At 55.0% G+C, this 19,793-nt stretch carries 16 protein-coding genes and 1 pseudogene; 2 read left to right on the top strand and 15 right to left on the bottom strand.

Going from position 1 to position 19,793, the window contains the following annotated elements:
- Positions 1-39 precede the first annotated feature (39 nt).
- The 7 genes from Q4G72_RS11185 to holA form a co-directional block, all read right to left on the bottom strand.
- Positions 40-3,234, bottom strand: a complete 3,195-nt coding sequence (locus Q4G72_RS11185) for a tetratricopeptide repeat protein (protein WP_303311508.1) — start codon at positions 3,232-3,234, stop codon at positions 40-42.
- 150 nt (positions 3,235-3,384) lie between these two features.
- Positions 3,385-3,645 carry a hypothetical protein gene (locus tag Q4G72_RS11180; protein ID WP_303311507.1) on the bottom strand — a complete coding sequence of 87 codons (261 nt, stop codon included), beginning with the start codon at positions 3,643-3,645 and terminating at the stop codon, positions 3,385-3,387.
- 190 nt (positions 3,646-3,835) lie between these two features.
- Positions 3,836-4,300 carry an RES family NAD+ phosphorylase gene (locus Q4G72_RS11175; RefSeq protein ID WP_303311506.1) on the bottom strand — a complete coding sequence of 155 codons (465 nt, stop codon included), beginning with the start codon at positions 4,298-4,300 and terminating at the stop codon, positions 3,836-3,838.
- A 2-nt stretch (positions 4,301-4,302) separates the two neighbouring features.
- The gene (locus Q4G72_RS11170) at positions 4,303-4,746 is read right to left on the bottom strand and encodes an Xre family toxin-antitoxin system antitoxin (RefSeq protein WP_303311505.1); all 444 of its coding nucleotides are present in this window, start codon (positions 4,744-4,746) and stop codon (positions 4,303-4,305) included.
- Between the two features lie 319 nt (positions 4,747-5,065).
- The gene (locus Q4G72_RS11165; RefSeq protein ID WP_303311504.1) at positions 5,066-5,548 is read right to left on the bottom strand and encodes a GyrI-like domain-containing protein; all 483 of its coding nucleotides are present in this window, start codon (positions 5,546-5,548) and stop codon (positions 5,066-5,068) included.
- A gap of 43 nt (positions 5,549-5,591) precedes the next feature.
- Positions 5,592-6,248: a hypothetical protein gene (locus Q4G72_RS11160; RefSeq protein WP_303311503.1), complete on the bottom strand. Its 657-nt coding sequence runs from the start codon at positions 6,246-6,248 to the stop codon at positions 5,592-5,594.
- Between the two features lie 151 nt (positions 6,249-6,399).
- On the bottom strand, positions 6,400-7,452 hold the full coding sequence (gene holA / locus Q4G72_RS11155; protein ID WP_303311502.1) for a DNA polymerase III subunit delta: 1,053 nt from the start codon (positions 7,450-7,452) through the stop codon (positions 6,400-6,402).
- 168 nt (positions 7,453-7,620) lie between these two features.
- Between holA and tyrS the strand changes: the two genes are divergently transcribed.
- Positions 7,621-8,919 carry a tyrosine--tRNA ligase gene (gene tyrS / locus Q4G72_RS11150; protein ID WP_303311501.1) on the top strand — a complete coding sequence of 433 codons (1,299 nt, stop codon included), beginning with the start codon at positions 7,621-7,623 and terminating at the stop codon, positions 8,917-8,919.
- 196 nt (positions 8,920-9,115) lie between these two features.
- Here tyrS and Q4G72_RS17885 read toward each other — a convergent pair.
- Positions 9,116-9,283 (bottom strand): annotated as a pseudogene (locus Q4G72_RS17885) (BF3379 family histone-like protein); the annotation flags it as partial.
- Positions 9,284-9,527: 244 nt separating this feature from the next.
- On the bottom strand, positions 9,528-10,766 hold the full coding sequence (locus tag Q4G72_RS11140) for an aminotransferase class I/II-fold pyridoxal phosphate-dependent enzyme (RefSeq protein ID WP_303311499.1): 1,239 nt from the start codon (positions 10,764-10,766) through the stop codon (positions 9,528-9,530).
- A gap of 336 nt (positions 10,767-11,102) precedes the next feature.
- On the opposite strand from Q4G72_RS11140, the gene accC reads away from it, so the two are divergent.
- The gene (gene accC / locus Q4G72_RS11135) at positions 11,103-12,608 is read left to right on the top strand and encodes an acetyl-CoA carboxylase biotin carboxylase subunit (protein WP_303311498.1); all 1,506 of its coding nucleotides are present in this window, start codon (positions 11,103-11,105) and stop codon (positions 12,606-12,608) included.
- A gap of 108 nt (positions 12,609-12,716) precedes the next feature.
- Here the strand turns inward: accC and Q4G72_RS11130 are convergent, their stop codons facing one another.
- The 6 genes from Q4G72_RS11130 to pnp all read right to left on the bottom strand — a co-directional run bounded on the left by Q4G72_RS11130 (position 12,717) and on the right by pnp (position 19,759).
- Positions 12,717-13,160 carry a hypothetical protein gene (locus Q4G72_RS11130; protein WP_303311497.1) on the bottom strand — a complete coding sequence of 148 codons (444 nt, stop codon included), beginning with the start codon at positions 13,158-13,160 and terminating at the stop codon, positions 12,717-12,719.
- Positions 13,161-13,351: 191 nt separating this feature from the next.
- Complete coding sequence (gene bshB1, locus Q4G72_RS11125) at positions 13,352-14,071, bottom strand: bacillithiol biosynthesis deacetylase BshB1 (RefSeq protein WP_303311496.1); 720 nt, start codon at positions 14,069-14,071, stop codon at positions 13,352-13,354.
- Between the two features lie 147 nt (positions 14,072-14,218).
- A complete protein-coding gene (locus Q4G72_RS11120) occupies positions 14,219-15,337 on the bottom strand; it encodes a peptidoglycan DD-metalloendopeptidase family protein (RefSeq protein ID WP_303311495.1) in 1,119 nt (372 codons plus the stop codon).
- A 120-nt stretch (positions 15,338-15,457) separates the two neighbouring features.
- Positions 15,458-16,405, bottom strand: a complete 948-nt coding sequence (gene trxB, locus Q4G72_RS11115; protein WP_303311494.1) for a thioredoxin-disulfide reductase — start codon at positions 16,403-16,405, stop codon at positions 15,458-15,460.
- 224 nt (positions 16,406-16,629) lie between these two features.
- Positions 16,630-17,493: a sigma-70 family RNA polymerase sigma factor gene (locus Q4G72_RS11110; protein WP_044513580.1), complete on the bottom strand. Its 864-nt coding sequence runs from the start codon at positions 17,491-17,493 to the stop codon at positions 16,630-16,632.
- Positions 17,494-17,590: 97 nt separating this feature from the next.
- Positions 17,591-19,759: a polyribonucleotide nucleotidyltransferase gene (gene pnp / locus Q4G72_RS11105; protein ID WP_303311493.1), complete on the bottom strand. Its 2,169-nt coding sequence runs from the start codon at positions 19,757-19,759 to the stop codon at positions 17,591-17,593.
- Positions 19,760-19,793: the final 34 nt, after the last annotated feature.

Below are 19,793 nucleotides of genomic sequence, written 5' to 3'. Positions count from 1 at the left end.
CTCCTGCCGAACCATGGGTAATGGGTTTGAATAACCGGCTTACTGTTCGTCGGAATTGGCGGGCGTGGCCGTTGAGTCCGTGGGCGTGTCGGTCAGGGAGTTTTTCAGCGGCGTGCGTTTGCCCGTTGTGGCAGGCTTGCCGGTGGAGGGGGCTTTGCCGGCGCCTGCCTTGGACGGAGTGGGTTTGGCAGGCGCAGCCGGAGTTGCACCGCTGTCCAGTGCAGCCAGCCGCTGTTTGGCTCCTTCAATAATTTCCGGCACCGGGAATTTATTGTCGATGATGGAGTTCAGCGTAGCTTTTGCCTGGAAGGTTTCGCCCTGCGCCGTGTAGATGTCAGCAATCAGCAGGAACGAGCGGCCCTGCCACAGCTCATAGTTGGAGAAGCTGGAGTTGCTCTTGTAGGCGGCATCCAACGCGGCATCATACTTCTGCTGCTTGAACAGAACTTCGGCCAGCAGGTACTGCGCTTCGGCTCCAATTTCATCGGTAGCGGTGCCGGCGGCTTTGCCCAGCTCCGTTACGGCCTGGTCCAGGTTGCCTGCTTTGTAGCTGGCTTTGCCCAGATACAGCAGCGCCGAGTTGGTAGCGTTCAGCGAGGCATTGCCCATAGCCTGCAGTTCTTCCGCCGTGCGGCGCGTGGCAGCATAGTCACCGCTCTCGTAGTAGCTCTTCATCAGCCCCAGCGCAGCATTGGCAATTTCGCGCTTGCTCTGCGACACTTCCCGCAGCCGTGCGTAGTACTTGATGGCTTCAGAGTAGTTCTTGTTCTCGAACTCCAGCTCGGCTACCCGGCCAATAGCCCGGTTCAGAAACTCTGATTTGCCTTCTTCTACCACCGCGCGCAGGCGGGGCAGCGCCAGGTCCTTCTTACCGGTCTTCAGATAAGAGTCGGCCAGGAAGTAGCGCCCATCCGCCGACAGCGCATTGCCCGGGTATTGCTTCAGATAAGCATCCAGCTTGGGAATGGCCAGCTCGTACTTCTCAGCGAGGTACAAGGACTTGGCGGCCTCAAACTCCACGCTTTCCACCGCGGCGTCATTGGGATTCTGCTGCTTATAGCGCGCCAGGTACATATCAAACTCCGCCGTCTGCCCCAGAGCCGTGGAAGACTGCTGCAGCGAGTAAATAGCACTACTGGCGGCTTTGCTGCGCGGATATTGGTCCAGCACCCGTTTGAAATCGGCTACGGCTTTATCCTGCTGGTCCAGGTTGGCGTAAGCTACCCCCCGTTTTTGCAGCGTAGTGGGCACCAGCGGGCTGTTGGGGCGGTTGTCGAGCAGGCGCGTGAAGCCGGCCACGGCGGCCTGATAGTTACCGCCCTGGAATTCCAAATCAGCCTGCTGATACACGGCGTCATCGGCGTAGCGGGAGCTGGGCGCGGTTTTCAGCAGCGTGGCCAGTGTGCTGGCTGCCTCGTCGCGGCGGCCCATCAGCCCCAGCGTTACGCTCTTCTGGTAGTAGGCGTAGTCCTTATCGGCGGCGTTGGCGTTGATGACCTTGTTGTAGCCATCCAGCGCCTGCTGGTAGCTTTTAGCTATATAGTTGATGTCGGCCAGACGTAGTACTACGTCGTAATAATTGGGGTCAGTGGGCTTGGCCTGCGCATCGCTCAGGTACGCCTGAAACTGCGGACGGGCACGCTCATACTGCTTGGTGTTGTAGTAGGCGTAGCCCAGGCCGTAGCGGGCCTGCTGATCGAAGGTAGTTTGCGAAGCAGGGCCACTTGCTGCAGTGCGTAGCGCGGCAGTGTAGCTGGTAATAGCCGGCTGATACTGCTGACCTACGCTGTACAAGTCTCCCTGCAATACTTGGGCGGCAGCCTGCAGAGCATCATCCTGCGGGTATTTCAGGGACTTTTCTACTAAGGGCAGCGCCTCGTTGTAGCGGGTGTTGTTGTAAAGTGTGGCAGCTTGATAGTAGGCCACGCGCTGATAGGTGGCATTCAGCTTGCTGCTCCGGTTGTCCAGGCCCTCCAGATAGTTCAGGGCTTGGGCATAGTCGTTGGAGTTCAGGAAACTCTCGCTCAGAATATCATCCGCCGCGGGGGCATTCTTGGAGCGGGGGAATTTCTTGTTGAAGTCTTTCAGCGCCGCAATTACCTCTGCCGAGTTACCCAGCTCATAGTTCAGCTGGGCATATTTCAGCGTAGCATTTTCGGTGATGTTCTTATCGAAGTTCTGCTTGCGCGCGGCATCAAAAGAGTTCAGGGCCAGCTGCTTCTGATTGGTTTGCATATAACTCAACCCCAGATGGTAGGCGGCGTTCTGCCCCAGTGAGTCGCGGCGGGCAGCCACGCCTTTCAGGCTACCAATGGCGCCTTTGTAGTCGCCCATCTTGTAGTTGGCGAAGCCTACTTTGTATTGCACCTCCGGCTCAATGCGTTTGCGGCCGTTGGCATACCGGTCGAAATACTCAGCGGCCTGTTTATAGTCCTTCTTCTGATAGAAGGCATCCCCTACCAGCAACTGAATTTCATCGGCGCTTTGTGGCAGTGGCGTTTGGGCCAGGGCTTTGGTGCCGTAGCTGATGAGCCCGTCCAGGTCGCCTTCCTTGTAGTAAATCTGCGTCATCACAGCCGGCACCACGGGGCGGTAGGCGTCGTTCTCCTCGGCCACGGCCAGGTCTTTGCGCGCGCCGGCAAAGTCGTTGTTCAGGTAGGCCAGGTAGCCGGCGTAGTAGCTGCTGGCGTAGTGATACTGGTGGTTGCCCTGCTTGTTACGGTCGAAGAGCAGGCGGGCTTTATCAAACTGCTTCTGGGCAAAGTAGCTGTAACCCAGCTTAAACTCCGACTCCGCCCGCTGGTCCGCTGACAGGTTATCGGGCCCTACTTTCTGCAGGTACTCAATGGCCTTAGGGTAATTTTTCTTATCGAAGTAGAATTTACCCAGCTCAAAAAACGCCACGGCAGCCTTGGGATGCGCCGGGTTGCGCCCGGCAAAGGCCAGAATGCGGCCTTCGGCATCGGGGTGCAGCAAGTACAGACCCGATACGGCGTAGTAGTACTCGGCATCGGTGGTGCGGTCCTGCTGGTCGCCTGTGCGGCGCTGGGCCAGCTCCAGGTAATGCTGAAAAGCCACCTGGGCGGCGCCGTACTTGGCGCGGTCGAAAAGCTCCAGGCCTGCCTGGAAGTAGCGTTCATCGTTGGCGAAAACCTGCGTCTGCTGGGCCTGAGCCGCTAGCGGGGCCGCCGTGCCAAGGGCAGCAGCCAGTACAATCCGGTTTATAAACTTCATTGCGGGTCGTTACGGGAGGCGGCCTCCAAAGGCCGCATATGGCCAAAAGTAGCGAAAAGTTTACGGCGGGTTGCCGCTAAAATGCCCTTTTTTGCCGGTTGTAACGTGTTGAGGAGAAGTTTTGGTGTGCCAGGCAGCTGTTGCTCCGCTTTACATCTTCACCAACATCACTTCATCCTTGGTAAAGTCAAAGCGGCTTTTGTCTACCTGCCCTTTGCAAACCACTACCCGCGGCGGCGCTAGCTTGCCTTTTGAACTGCCTTGAATCTGCGCTTCGCCCATGGCTTCCAGTGTAATTATTGCCTCGCCATTTAGCCGCAACTCCCATGGACCCGGCTTCACCGCACCCTCCAGATTGCCCACGATGAACACTTCTTTCGGTGACATTTGAATGATATCGAGGACTTGCATAGAGTGAGGTTAAAATAGAAGCTACTTTATTATTAGTGGTGTCATGCTGAGCGCAGTCGAAGCATCTCTCCCGCTTCGTTGGGTTTACTACACTACCAAGATGCTTCGACTGCGCTCAGCATGACAATTACTCTGGCTACAACTGCACACGAGATGCTTCGGCTCCGCTCAGCATGAACGACGGGTTTAGTTAGCCTTCCGGTTCCTCTGCCTTGATGCGGTTATCAAAGCTAAACTCTTCCCAAGCCACAATTCGGATGCGCTTAAAATCCGGGTAGCGGGTGTGCAGGACGTAGTTGTTTTCCTGGGGAATAATGGACGAGGGCACTCGTAACACCGCAGCTTTGCGCTGCTCGTACCATGCGTCACCCAAAGGCTGACAGACGGAGTAGCTGCTGGCTTTTTCCCATCCGGCGGGCAGTTGAGTAGGCTTTATTTCTTCGATGGCCAAGTCATCGGGGATATCGATGACCAAGACCCGAAATTGGTCATTCAGACCTTCACCGCTCCGGTGCACTACGTTTTCCAGGCAGGCCAGGGCGCGCGTGGCGGCGGTGTACACTACAAACCTATCCTTACTGTTCCAGCGGGCGCGGCGGCCGGAGGCAAACAGGTCTTCGGCATATTTGGCCAGGCAGATGCGGTAGACGAACATGCTTAGGCAAGGTCGCCGTAGGCAATGCGGCTCAGCTCCTCCTCTACCAAATCTATGCCGCCGCTGGTTTCCAGCAGACGCAACGGCACTTCACCATCCAGACCGTGGGCAGGCTTGCCCAGCCAGCGCAGAAACGCATCGGCTTCGCCAAACACTTCCACGCCCAGGTTATAAAGAGCAATAATCTTGAGCGTTTTCTCGCTGCTGGCGGCGTTCAGCAGCTTTTTATCCTGCAGATAGCTCCGCAGCGTTTTGGTAGAGAGGTCATAAATAGCCTCCAACTGGCTGGGTTGCAGGTGCAGTGCCTCGGCCACTTCAAACGCCGTAGCGGCCGGAATACCCTTGCGCGCCGCCATCACCAGGGCAAACGAATCCTGCCCGGTGCGGCCCCATTGGGCCCACATATTTTGTGGAGCGGCTTTAACTCGGGTTGCGGTGCTGGCCATGGTTTCGGGAATTGACGTTGACGAAGCTATGGAAATTTTTCCATATAACGCGGAAATTTTTCCTTTGGTTTCTTCAGCGCTAATCAGGACCTAGTATACTGAGTTTATTCAAGCCCTAATTCTTCTTAATCCTGATTAGGATCCAAGCAAGGGCATATAAGAAGAACGATAGAAAGCCCACCCCGATTATAGCAGGCAGAATATTATGGTCGTTTGGATATCTTAAATAATAGAGAAGCATAATTATGCTTGTAGCTGCCATCCAGCACCATTTCAACATAACATAAAGCGTAATATCAACGAAATAGATAGTGTTGGACTACCTTTTTGATTTAACCGGAATCCAGATTTCCTCTTCCGACGCAGGATCATTGTTCTTGTACTTCGGTCCTAGAACTTCAAAATGTGGCCGGTCGTCTAACACGTAATCAGAGGCTGGCAGCCAAGTAGCTAAAATGTACTGGAAGATGCTGGCATCCGTGTTAAGCCCTCGGTAGAAGAAAACGGCGTATTGGCCGGCGGGGATTATCACAGATTCCATATTCGGCGGCACCGCGCCAAAGTCCGTCACTTCTATGCCGGCCCACTTTTCAAACTCTGCCGCTGGGCTGAAAGTGGTGAAAAAGCCCGGCGGATACTGCTGCATAGAGTATAGGTCTGCTCCTACTGCCTGCTGAATTTCATGGCGCCGGGGCATGATGTTCTGCCACAACTCCCCTGTTCGATTGTTGGCAAAAGACATTCGCAGCCGCTGGCCTATTAGCTTTTTCTCGGATAAGAATTCTATTCTTGGCTCCAGCATTTTTTCGATCTACAATTGTCTTTCCAGCATAGCTATTATAAAGCTAGAGAAGCTCTACGTAACCGGGGTCCCCGGGCTGGCGCGCACGGCCATATAGGCTCTTAGGCAGTGTATTAGCTAATGGCCGGTCCTTGATAAGTTCATATTCGTACTTGTCTCTCGGGTCGTTTAGATCGAAATAATCAGCAATGCTAGCACCTTCCTGCTGCATGAAGGCCATCGTGGCACGAATCTCAATCAGGCCGGAGCCAAAGGCACCTATAAATTCTAAATGGGCCGCATTGAACGTAGCCGTTTCAACTGCCGGGCGAATGGCTAAATTCCGGGTATATAGCGTTGCGCCAGGCCGGGGAGGAGAAAAACCACAGATGGAATTTGAAATACTTTCCTCCCGAACTCGCATATCCGGCAGTAGACGATCTTCGTCTAACAAAGGCATTTCCCCGACAATTTGCCAGAGTTGCTGCCGCATTGTGGGTAGGCGACCTGCCAATAACACCGGTTGGGTCAAATAATCCCCCAACTTATTAAGCTGTAGGGGTTCATCCGTTGGGGAGCGGTAGTCGAAAATTTTGAGAAGATCGGGGTATAAGTCATTGCCCTGTAGGCCAACAACATTAACATACTTGGCATAGGCAAAACCCCAGCCGTGCCAGAGTGGAAGGCGTAGGATATGTCCGGATTTAAGCCGTTTGGCCATATGCTTTAGGGTGTACTTTGCAAACCACGCACGGCCTGGCGAGGTGTTTTCTTATTTAACGATGAGATACACCCATACCCCCCTTCTGCAAAAAGAAGGCGAACAGCTTATAGCTCTACTACTAACTCCAGCCTTACACTAAGTGTACCACCTACGCCCCAATGGCGTGCAGCGGCACGGGGTGCAGAATCAGGAAAATCAGCTCCCGCAGAATTTCGCCGTCGGTCATGGAGCCGCTTTCGATGCCTTTGCTTTGCAGGTCGGCACGACGGATGAGGTGTACTATGCCGCGGGTGCGCTCAAAGCTGAACACCTTCAGGCCGGTCTGGTAGTCTTTGCGGGCGAAGGTGCTGACCAGGCCCAGGCGCTTCCAGTCGGCCTCGGTGGGATTGGGCAATTGGTGCAGTGCCAGCAGGCGGGAGAAGTAGTTGAACAGCAGTGTGAGGTTCGGAATGAGCGGGTTTGCCTTAGGGTTGGCCTCGAAATAGAGCAGAATCCGATTGGCCTTCAGCACGTCGCGGCGGATGAGGGCGCTCTGCAGCTCGAAGATGTTGTATTCCTTGCTGATGCCTACCATACGCTGCACCAGGTCGTCGTCGATGGGCTGACCGGCCGGCACGTTCAGCAGCATTTTGTCTACCTCATTGGTAAGGCGACCCAGCTCGGCCCCGATGTATTCGGAGAGGATGGCGGTGGCCTGAGGCGTAATCTGCTGGCCTTTGCTGCGCACGTAGGCCGTGAGCCACCCCGGCACCTGGTTATCGTAGAGCTTTTTGCTGGTCAGTACGGTGGCTTTTTCCGTGAGCAGCTTGCCCAGCTTTTTGCGCGAGTCCAGGGTTTTGTGCTTGTAGCAGAACACCAGTACGGTGCTTTGCAGTGGGTTTTTCAGGTAGGCTTCCAGAAACGGCCACGTCTTTTCCGCTTCCAGATCCGCAACGGCCTGTGCTTCCTTGATGATAACGACGGAACGTTCCGCCATCATGGGAAAGCGCTTGGCCTGGTTCAGGATAGTAGCCACATCGGTGTCCTTGCCATACAGCACCACCTGGTTAAACCCCTTTTCGTGCTCCTGCAGCACGGCTTTCTCTAGGATATCAGTCACCAGGTCCACGTAGTACGGCTCTTCGCCCTGCAGAAAATACACGGGCGCAAACTGGCGCTGGCGCAGCTGGTTCAGGATTTCGTCGGCGGAAACGGCGGGCATGGCGGGGTAGTCAGTGGCAGATGGAGGAAAGGCAGGATTCAGGCGGAATCCACTAGCGTCCTTCAAAACGAAGCATAAAGGTACCGTTCCGGCGCGTTACCTTTGCTGTTCGGTCGGTGGATTTCCGCGGCCAAATGCAACGACTCTCTGACAAACAATACTTCCTTGATGGACCTGATTTCCGAACTGCGCTGGCGTGGGATGTTCCACGATATGATGCCCGGTACCGATGAGCACCTGCGCACCAATGCCCCCATTACCGGCTACATCGGCTTCGACCCTACTGCCGCCTCCCTGCACATCGGTAACCTGGCCACCATTATGCTGCTGGTACACCTGCAGCGCGCTGGCCACCGCCCCTTGGCCCTGGTAGGCGGCGCCACCGGCATGATTGGCGACCCTTCCGGCAAATCAGCCGAGCGCAACCTGCTGGACGAGGAAACCCTACGGGCCAACCAAGCCGGCATCAAGGCCCAGCTGGAGAAGTTTCTGGATTTCTCCGAAGGCCCTACCGGCGCCCTGGTGGTAAATAACTACGACTGGTTCAAAGACTTCGGCTTCCTTCAGTTTCTGCGCGAGGTAGGCAAGCACCTCACGGTGAACTACATGATGGCTAAAGACTCGGTAAAGCGCCGCATCAGCGGCAACGAGGACACCGGAGCGGAAGGCATCAGCTACACCGAGTTCAGCTACCAGCTGCTACAGGGCTACGACTTCTTCCATCTCTACAAAAACCTGGGCTGCACCCTGCAAATGGGCGCTTCTGACCAGTGGGGCAACATCACCACCGGCACGGAGCTCATCCGCCGCATGACCGGCGGCGAAGGCAAAGCTTACGCTCTCACCGGCCAGCTCATCACCAAGGCCGATGGTACTAAGTACGGCAAGAGCGAAACTGGCACCGTGTGGCTCGACCCCACTATGACCTCGCCCTACCAGTTCTACCAGTTCTTCCTGAACGCTGCCGATGCCGACGTACCGCGTCTCATCCGGGTGTTCACGCTGATGAGCCAGGAGGAAATTGAAGCGCTGGAAGCGGAACACGCCCAGGCCCCGCACCTGCGCGTATTGCAGAAGGCCCTCGCTAAGGATGTAACCACCCGCGTGCACTCTGCCGAGGCTTACGAAGCCGCACTGGCTGCCTCTCAGGTGCTGTTCGGTGGTGGTGCCCTCTCCAGCCTGGATGAAGCGACCCTGCTGGATGTATTTGCCGGCGTACCGCATATGGAAGTGCCACGCGCCCAGCTGGCCGAGCTGAATGCCGTTACGCTGCTGAGTGAGGCTACCAACTCGGTCATCTTCCCGTCCAAAGGCGAAGCCAAGAAGATGATTCAGGCCGGTGGTGTGAGTCTGAACCGGGAGAAAGCCGGACTGGAGCAGCAAGCATCAGAAGTACCCCTGCTGCTGGATAAATACATGGTGGCCCAGAAAGGCAAGAAGAACTACTACCTGATTAAGGTAGTGTAGCTGGTCCTACTATGCCAGAAAGCAAAAGGGAGTCCGTCGAATGACGGACTCCCTTTTGTTTGTAAGCGGATGCGGCAACTAAGGCCGCCCGACATTACTTCTTCTTTGCAGGAGCAGCTTTCTTAGCAGCAGGAGCAGCTTTCTTAGCAGCAGGAGCTTTTGCACCAGCACCGGCACCAGCCGAGCCAGCAGCATCGTTCTTCATGTTCTGCACTTCCGAGCGGATTTGCTGAGCCATGTTCTTCAGCTCCTGCATGCCTTTACGCACGCGAGTGCCGGCTGCCGAGTTGCTCTTGTCGTAGAACTTCTCGAAGTCGCCTTCCATAGCCATTACGAGGTCACGCAGTTTGCCAAAATTGTTCATGAGGGGGAGGGTTATGAGATGTGGAATAATGGGTTTGACCGGGCCTAATATACAGGGATTTCAAATACAAGCAATAGTTCAACTTTTTTTAAAAACCCCCTTTTCAGCCGCTATTCCCAGATTCGACCTCTAATTTATCTAGTTACCCTGTCCAGCTTGCCAAGTCAATTCTATAGAAAGTCCTATAAAGCATAAGCGCCGGAACCCTTGCGGGCTCCGGCGCTTGCTCCATAGTGCCTGCTGCTTATACAGTCACCTGGGTTTTGGAGTACAAGCCCTTATCAAGCTTGGCTGCAACGGCCTCAAAGGCCGTTATGGTCTCTTTTACGTCTTCCAGCGAGTGAGACGCCGTAGGAATCAGGCGGAGCATAATTACTCCCTTCGGTACTACCGGATAAACCACGATAGAGCAGAAAATAGCGTGATTCTCACGTAGATCGAAGATTAGCTGGGTGGCGTCGCTGATTTCGCCGGCCAGCAGCACGGGCGTTACGGGCGAGGTTGTGGTGCCAATGTTGAAGCCTTTTTCGCGCAGGCTGCTTTGCAGGGCACGTACCACGGTCCAGAGGTTATCCTTCAGCTCGGGTTGCGTACGCAGCAGCTCCAAACGCTTCAAAGCGCCCACAACAAGCACCATGGGCAAGGATTTGGCGAAAATCTGGCTGCGCATGTTGTAGCGCAAATATTCAATTACGTTCTCAGGGCCGGCCACGAAGGCACCAATGCTGGCCATGCTCTTCGCAAACGTCGAAAAATAAAGGTCAATACCATCCTGCACGCCTTGTTCTTCGCCCGTTCCGGCGCCGGTAGTGCCCATTGTGCCGAAACCGTGGGCATCATCTACGAACAAACGGAACTCGAATTTCTCCTTCAAAGCCACCACGCCGCGCAGGTCGCCCTGGTTGCCGGACATGCCGAATACGCCTTCCGTAATTACCAGAATACCGCCACCGGTTTCATCCGTGATACGCTTGGCGCGCTCCAGCTGCTTTTCCAGGCTGGCCATGTCGTTGTGGGTATACACAAAGCGCTTGCCCTGGTGCAGACGTACGCCATCAATGATGCAGGCGTGTGACTCGGCATCGTATACAATCACGTCGTGGCGGTTCACCATGGCGTCGATAATAGAAACTACACCCTGGTAGCCGAAGTTGAGGAGCATGCAGTCGGGCTTCTTCACGAAGTCGGCCAGCTCGCTCTCCAGCTGCTCGTGCAGGTTGGAGTTGCCGGACATCATGCGGGCGCCCATGGGCAGGGCCATACCGTACTCGGCTGCCGCCTCGGCATCCGCCTTGCGAACTTCCGGGTGGTTAGCCAGGCCCAGATAGTTATTCAGGCTCCAGGTGAGCACCTCTTTACCGCGAAAAATCATGCGGGGCTTTATCTCGCCTTCCAGTTTAGGGAATGAGAAATAACCATGTGCATAATGCGCGTGGCTGCCCAGCGGGCCGCGGTTGGCGGCAATCTTCTCAAATAGATCCACGAAGGAACAGGGTTAGATGTGAAAAGAAATCAAGGGGTTGGGTAGAAAATAACAGCACCCCCGATGTGCAAAGTTATGGCAATCCGCAAAGGTAACCTTCCCGTGCGAGGCATCCAACAGAACGAGGGTGGTCTTGAAATTCCGCCTTGCATTTTATGGAGCCGCCAGAATGGCGTTTCTTTGGGTATCGGTTCCAGGTTAAAGATAACCCAGAACGATAGTAAAATGCAGCCGATCCATGAGGCGTGCCGAGGTTGGGGTGCTAATTGAGTACCCAACCAGCCCTGTTGCCGTTGCCTGCCAATTTATTTATTCTGCTCCTCTCCCACCCACTGCATGAAAAAAATCACCAAGCTGCTTGTTGCCAACCGGGGCGAAATTGCATTGCGCGTACTGCGCTCAGCCAAAGAAATGGGGCTGAAAACCGTGGCTATATATAGTGAAGCTGACCGCAACGCCTTGCATGTACGCTATGCTGATGAGGCCGTATGTGTGGGCCCGCCTGCCTCAGCCCAAAGCTACCTGCGCGGTGATAAGATTCTGGAAGTATGCCGGGAGTTGGGCGTTGATGCTATTCACCCAGGCTATGGCTTTCTGAGCGAAAACGCCGCATTTGCCCGAATGGTGAAGGAAGCTGGGTTAATTTTCGTGGGCCCTTCGCCGGAAGCTATGGAGCTGATGGGCTCGAAGCTGGCTGCTAAACAGGCGGTTTCCCAATATGGCATTCCGATGGTGCCGGGCACAGAAGAGGCCATTTCGGATGTAGAGGCTGCCAAGCAGATTGCGCGTGAAGTAGGCTTTCCCATCCTGATTAAAGCCTCCGCGGGCGGCGGCGGTAAAGGCATGCGCATTGTAAATGCGGAAGCTGATTTTGAGGAACAGATGCAGCTGGCGGTAAACGAAGCAGTTTCCGCCTTTGGTGACGGTGCTGTTTTCATCGAGAAATACATTGGCTCGCCGCGCCACATCGAAATTCAGGTGCTGGGCGATGAACATGGCCATATTGTGCATCTGTTTGAGCGGGAATGCTCTATTCAGCGCCGCCACCAGAAAGTCATTGAAGAAGCACCTTCCTCCGTGCTCACTCCGGAACTGCGCGCTCGTATGGGCCAGTGCGCCGTAGACGTGGCCCGCGCCTGCGACTACACCGGAGCCGGTACCGTGGAGTTTCTGCTGGATGAGAACCACAACTTCTACTTCCTGGAGATGAACACCCGCCTGCAGGTAGAGCACCCCGTAACGGAGCAAATCACAGGCCTTGATCTGGTAAAGGAGCAGATCCGTGTGGCCGAGGGTCAGCCCCTACCCTTCACGCAGGAAGACTTAACCATAACGGGCCATGCCCTAGAGCTGCGTGTGTACGCTGAAGACCCGCAGAACAACTTCCTGCCCGACATCGGAACCCTGACCACTTATGTGCGCCCGCAAGGCCCCGGAGTACGCGTGGATGATGGCTTCGAGCAAGGCATGGACATCCCGATTTACTACGACCCCATGATTGCCAAACTTGTCACCTTTGGTAAGGACCGCCAAGAGGCCATTGAGCGGATGCTGCGCGCCATCGACGAGTATCAGATTACGGGCATCGAAACCACGCTGGGCTTTGGCCGCTATGTGCTGCAGCACCCCGCCTTTGTAAGCGGCCACTTCGACACGAACTTCATCCGGGACCATTTCACAGTTGATTCCCTGAAACCTGCGGCGGTTGAAGCAGAACATAAGTTGGCAGCAGTATTAGGGGCTATGCTGCTTTTGGAAAAGAAGACACCTACTTCCGCAGCGCAAGATGCTCCCGCTACAACGGGTTCTGCCTGGAAACGGAACCGATTAGGCTCACGCTAGCAGAGTTTAGCAAAAAGAAAAGGGCGGCCCTTATTGAGAGCCGCCCTTTTCTTTAACCATACCTCGTGCATCTTGCCGGATGAATAGAGTGTTTATGGCAAAGGCTAATTAAGACAATAACCTCGCCTGGTGGGCCACATTAATCAAGCCGGGAGCGTTCTTGAGTGTAGCAAGCACTACTTCCTTGGCAGCCTGCTGTAGCTCATCTTTACTGATGTCGTGGGCTTCTTCCCGTACCAGTTCTGAAAGTGCCTGAAAGGCAAAAATCAACGCCTGGCGTTTGGGCCGCTCTGTTCTGATTTCGGAATACACTTCGGCAAAATGAGCCTGTATCTTCTTGCGGCGGGTATGAAAAACCGATTCGCTGGCTACTTGTGGCTGAATGAAATCAAGCAACTTTATAAGGGGCACTAATTGTACTGCTGTAGTAACAACAGCCTCATTGAGCCGCTTTCGCCTAGGAAATATTACCTCATTTACTTGGGATTTGGCTTCAACTAACCTATGCGAGGCAATATCCTTGTTCGATGAATTATTGGATTCAACCGCCATGAATAATGAAATAAAGCAATGGTATTAATTTGATTCAGAGCCTAAATCTAAAGAAAGCCATGGTTCGGCCAAAGGGCTGGGTTGCCTGGCGTGAGAATCACCACCGGAGGGTATTGCCCAGGGTATAATGTCCACCATGTTATGCAGTGTAGCCACTACAAAGGGCTAGTGGTGGCTTCTGCTGATACCTGTTAAATCAACTCCGTAATATCCTTCACTCCTAAGGGCCGTTCACGCGTGAATCCTTCCCCAAACTCCGCTCCTATCATGTGGCCAAACTCACGGGCGCGGGCTTCCATGAAATTGGAGAAAACGGGCGTAGAGAGGTACGTGATAGGCTCCGTGCTTTCCGGATCGTGAAACTGAGTGCGGTAGGCTTTAATGGATTCCCATTTCTTGGGCCAAAACTCCGTGATGTCGACTACAAAATCGGGGGCAATTTGCCGGTCCTGAATGTAGTGGTACACCACGTGTGGTCGCCAGGGCTGCTGGGGCTGCCCATCATCGCCCAAGGTTTCAATCATGCGTAGTCCACTAAGAAAACAGGCTTCCGAGGCCAACTGAGAGCCACGTCCATGGTCAGGGTGCCGGTCATGGATAGCATTGCAGAGCACCACCTCGGGCCGGTAACGGCGGATGGCAGCAATAACGGGCAACTGGTGTTCCCGGTCGTTGCGAAAGAAGCCATCGGGCAGGCCCAGGTTTTCGCGCACGCTCAGGCCCAGAATGCGGCTGGCCACTTCAGCCTCCTGGGCGCGGGTTACGGGGGTGCCGCGAGTCCCTAATTCGCCCCGCGTGAAATCAACAATACCGATTTTTTTACCTGCCGCAGCAGCGGCTAGCAGGGTGCCGGAACAGGACATTTCTACATCATCCGGATGAGCACCCAAAGCCAGTATGTCTAATTTCATGGAAGCAAGAAAGAAGGAAAGATTATAAAAACCAGCATCCTGAGTAGAGGTAGGGCCTTTCCCGAGCTACAAATCAGATGAACGATTTGTGCTAATTGGAAAGAGGCTCTGCGCCCACTCAGGATGACAAATGTAGTTTTACTTCGTTTACTTAATTCGCAGCGTACGGCCGAGCTTTAGCGTGGCGGTACCTTTGTTTAGGCGCTTTATCTGGCTGACCGATACCCCATACTTCTGAGCAATTTCGGAAAGCGTATCGCCGGAGCGGATGCGGTGCGTAACTACGCGCCGAGCGGCGGTGGGTGTACCGGAACGGTGCGAGGATGAGCGGGCCCGCAAAGCGCGGCTATAGTAATTAAACAGCGCCGAAGTAATCTGAAAATTGTCACCGCGCAGCTTGTAGTCCGGGAAGTCGTACATGCGCTCCGGGTCAATGGGGTTGCCTTCGTAGCGCACCTCAAAATGAAGGTGCGAGCCAGTACTGCGGCCCGTACTGCCACCCTTACCAATCAGCTGGCCGGCTTTTACAAAGGTACCCGGTGCCACCAGCGCCTTTTGCAGGTGACCGTACAGGGTTTCAACACCATTGTAATGGCGCACCAGGAGGTAGTTACCATAACCCGAGCCGTCCCACTTGGAAATGCGCACTACCCCATCAAAGGCCGCTTTCACAGAGTCCCCGGTTTCCAGATCCAGGTCTACCCCGTAGTGCCAGCGCGAACCCCGAAAACCGAAATCGGAAGTGAGCGGCGTGGTGAGCAGCGGCATTTTGGCGAAGCGTTGCCGGGGTGGGTCGGTCAGGTGCAGGTTGAGCGTGTCTTTGAGGCGGCGTCCATCTACCCGATAAGGGTTGATGTTGCGCGTGTCCCAAATGGCATAATACCCGGCCACCTTAATCCAGGAGCTGTCAATCAGCACCTGTTCCGATATTTCCACAATGCGCTGCTCTCCCTCGTTTAGCGAAGAAGTATCCTCACTAACAATAGAGAGTTTTTTAGCCGGGTTGAAGTAAATGGATTTTGCTGCTTCCGAGTCGTCGTCGGGTAAGTCCTCCGTCTTTATCAGGACGGTGGTATCAGGCCGCACATAACGGATTACGGGCGACTTAAACCGAAAAAAGTCCTTACGGTTTCCGCTGGAGCTGCCTTTGGCCCGGGTTGGGCCGGGCTTGCGGCGCTGGGCCTGTGCGGAGGTGGGAGCTGCCAGCAGGGCCACTATCAAAAGTAGCGGCACCAGCCAGAATTTCACGAAGTTCAACAACTGCAATAGAATTAGGATTCAGGAAAGCCGCTGCGTAAAAAGACAGAGGCTTTCAGCAAAGTACGCAACCAACGCATAACCAAGCTCAACTGGTATACAAGCCGGAATATAACGCTGGTGTGCAGGCTAGTGTACGCCTAAGGCTGCCAGATACCGCTCAGCATCCAGCGCAGCCATACAGCCAGAGCCGGCAGCGGTTACGGCCTGACGGTAGGTGTAATCCTGCACATCACCGCAGGCAAACACACCGTCCACGTTGGTTTTGGCCGTGCCTGGAATGGTTTTCAGGTAGCCCATTTCGTCGTGGTGCAGGTAAGGCTGGAATATTTTGGAGTTGGGCTCGTGGCCAATAGCCACAAAGAAACCTTGCACCTGCAGTTCCCGGGTTTCATGGGTCAGCACGTTTTTCACGCGTACGCCTTCCACGGCATGCTCGCCCAGAATCTCGTCGGTAGCGGTGTTATATAGTACCTCAATTTTCGGGTTATCCGCTACGCGTTTTTGCATGATTTTCGAGGCGCGCATCTCCCCTTTCCGCACCAGCATATACACTTTTTTGCAGAGGTTAGCCAGATAGGTAGCTTCCTCAGCAGCCGTGTCGCCGGCGCCCACAATGACTACGTCCAGGCCCCGGTAAAAGAAACCGTCACACACGGCGCAAGCCGATACACCTGAGCCATTCAGCCGGGCCTCAGACTCCAGGCCCAGCCATTTGGCCGAAGCTCCGGTAGCAATGATGACGGCATCGGCGGTAATTTCCTTGCTTTCGTCAATGGTCACCTTATGTGGATGCCCCGAGAAATCTACAGCGGTAGCCAGGCCATAGCGGATGTCCGTACCAAAGCGGGCGGCCTGCTTTTTCAGGTCTTCCATCATCTCCGGGCCCATAATGCCGTCGGGGTAGCCGGGGAAATTCTCTACGTCATTGGTAATCGTCAACTGACCGCCGGGCTGCAGGCCCTGGTACATAACGGGCGCCATGTTAGCGCGGGCTGCATAAATAGCGGCAGTATAGCCGGCGGGGCCGGAGCCAATAATCAGACACTTTACGTGTTCCGGGGTAGTATTCTCCATGAGAAGGCAGTAGCAAAGGGGCCCGCCAGGGCCCGACAAGTTGGGGTTGGGAGTGCAAAGGTAACTAGTAACACCAAGCTCAGCAGCCTGCTGCAGGTAATTGCCTTTTACTAAGTTGCCAGCTACTATTAAATCTTCTCTGGAAGCTTAAAAAAGTAGCAGCCTAGTACTACAACAAAAAACCCCAACCGGTGGGTCAGGGTTTTTTAAATTGAGTAAAGCGCTTACCCCAGGTAAGGCTTTAGCGCTTTGCTGCGCGAAGTATGGCGCAGGCGGCGAATAGCTTTTTCCTTAATCTGACGAACCCGCTCACGGGTGAGGTTAAACTTCTCACCGATTTCTTCCAGCGTGAGGGAGTGCTCCCCGTTCAGGCCGAAATACAGCGTGATAACATCGGCTTCGCGCTTGGTGAGCGTGCTCAGGGCGCGCTGCACTTCCTTGCGGAGCGAGTCGTTCATCAGACCCATGTCCGGGCTCTCCTCGTCCTCGTTCTCCAGCACGTCCAGCAGGCGGTTTTCTTCGCCCTGCACGAACGGTGCATCCACGGATACGTGGCGACCCGAGATTTTCAGGGTGTCCACTACTTCGGAGGTGGTGAGTTCCAGAACTTCGGCAATTTCTTCGGGCGAGGGCTCCCGCTCAAATTTCTGCTCCAGCTCCGAGAAGGATTTGCTGATTTTATTCAGCGAGCCTACCCGGTTAAGGGGCAGACGTACAATGCGCGACTGCTCGGCCAAAGCCTGCAGAATCGACTGACGAATCCACCAAACAGCGTAGGAGATAAACTTAAAGCCCCGGGTTTCATCGAAACGCTTGGCTGCCTTGATCAGACCGAGGTTACCCTCGTTGATCAAGTCGCCCAGCGAAAGGCCCTGGTTCTGGTATTGTTTGGCCACCGACACCACGAAACGGAGGTTGGCCTTGGTCAGCTTTTCCAGCGCTTGCTGGTCGCCTTCTTTAATGCGTTGCGCCAGCGTCACCTCCTCATCGGGAGTGAGCAGATCCACTTTACCAATCTCCTGGAGGTATTTATCCAGCGACTGGCTTTCGCGGTTGGTTATCTGCTTGCTGATTTTTAACTGTCTCATTGCGGGCGCGGAAGTGAAGTGTGTTTGGTTACGTAGAACATCCGGATGGGTACGGGTATCGGAGAGAATCAACCCTCCGACGCCCGATTAAGTTCAGCTAGCTGGGCTGCTCCTCCCCATTGCTGGCAGCGGCCTTCTCAGGCTTTGGCAGCAATACCTTGCGCGACAAGCGGTACTTACCGGTTTTCTTGTCGATATCGAGCAGTTTCACGTCAATTTCCTGCCCTACTTCCAGTACGCCTTCCAGCGTAGCCAGACGCTCATGGGCTACTTCCGAAATGTGCAGCAGACCATCCTTACCCGGCATGATTTCTACGAAAGCACCGTACGGCTGGATGCTGCGAACTTTGCCTTTATAGGTTTCGCCTACTTCTGGCGTGGCAGCAATAGCCCGGATCCGGTCGATAGCCGCCTGCATATCTTCCTGATTGGAAGCGTAGATGCTTACGTGGCCTTTCTCGTCCTTCTCCTCGATGATAACCGTGGCGTTGGTGTCCTTCTGGATTTGCTGAATAACCTTGCCGCCAGGTCCGATAACCGCACCGATATACTCTTTATCGATGAGCATCTTGTGCGAGCGAGGCGTGTGAGGCTTCAACTCAGCTGCTGGCTCGCTTATGGTCTTGGCCATCTCACGCAGGATGTGCAGGCGGCCTTCGCGGGCCTGGTGCAAGGCAGCCGTCATGATTTCGGCGCTCAGCCCTTGGATTTTGATGTCCATCTGGCAAGCCACGATACCTTTCTCGGTGCCGGTTACTTTAAAGTCCATGTCGCCGAGGTGGTCCTCATCTCCCAGGATGTCGGAAAGCACGGCGTATTCGCCGGTTTCTTTGTCCTGAACCAGGCCCATGGCAATACCCGAAACGGCGGCGCGCACTTTAATGCCCGCGTCCATCAAGGCCATAGAGCCAGCGCATACCGTCGCCATCGACGAGGAGCCGTTCGACTCCAGGATGTCCGACACGATACGGATGGTGTAAGGATTCTCATCATCCGAAGGTAAAACCTTCTTCAAAGAGCGCATAGCCAGGTTGCCGTGGCCAATTTCCCGACGGCCGGGGCCGCGGTTAGGCTTCACTTCACCCGTAGAGAAAGCGGGGAAGTTGTAGTGCAGCATGAACTTGCTGTAACCTGAAGTCATGGCCGTGTCGATGATTTGCTCATCGAGCTTGGTGCCGAGGGCAACCGTGGTCAGCGACTGGGTTTCGCCGCGGGTGAACAGGGCCGAGCCGTGCGCACCGGGCAGGTAGTTCACCTCGCTCCAGATAGGGCGAATTTCAGTCAGCGCGCGGCCATCAAGGCGGGTGCGCTCCTTAATCATCATGTCGCGGATGGCTTTCTTCTCGGCAGAAGAATAGTAGCGGCCGAACATCTTCATGTCCAGTTCTGGCTGATCTTCGAGGATTTTCTCGCTCAAAGACTTCTTCACCTCACCAAAAGCCTCCTTACGGCCGGCTTTGCTGGTGTTGCCCGACTGCGCGATTCTATAGGCGTGCTGGTATACCCCTTCATGAATGCGCTGCTTCAGGTCTTCGTTTTCATCGTACTTCGGATACTCGCGCTTCACGTGGGATTTTTCCACGGCGGCGGCCAGCTCCTGCTGCACGCGGACCTGCTCTTTAATGGCTTCGTGGGCGTAAGCAATGGCTTCTACCATTTCCTCTTCGCTCACTTCGTCCATTTCACCTTCCACCATGGCCACCGAGTCAGCGGTAGCACCCACAATCAGGTCGATGTCGGCGCGAGCAATGTCAGCGGTGAGGGGGTTAATCTGCAGCTTGCCGTCGATACGGGCTACGCGTACTTCCGAAATCGGACCAGCGAAGGGAATATCGGAAATCGACAGAGCAGCTGAAGCAGCCAGCGCAGCCAGAGCATCTGGCTGAACGGTTTTATCAGCTGAAATCAGCGTAATCATCACCTGCACCTCGTAGTGATAGTCCTTGGGGAACATGGGGCGCAGGATGCGGTCTACAAGGCGGCAAACCAGGATTTCCTGGTCCGACAGGCGGCCTTCACGACGCTGGAATGAGCCGGGAATGTTGCCGGCACCGCCGAATTTCTCCTGGTAATCTACCGACAGGGGCAGGAAATCCACGCCTTCGCGCTGGCTGGGCTGGGAAACAACCGTAGCCAACAGCATGGCATCACCCAGGCGCACCACTACGGCGCCATCAGCGAATTTGGCCAGCTTGCCAGTTTCAATGGAAATCTGCCGACCATCGGGCAGGGTAATGTGTTTGGTAACCGCGTTGTAGTTGGGCATCGTGTGGGTTTGCTTGAAAAAGCGACAGCGGGCG

This window comes from Hymenobacter sp. BT730, assembly GCF_030542105.1.
GTDB lineage: Bacteria > Bacteroidota > Bacteroidia > Cytophagales > Hymenobacteraceae > Hymenobacter.
The sequence above is the reverse complement of the archived record's forward strand: the minus strand, read 5'-3'. Positions and strand labels throughout refer to the sequence as shown.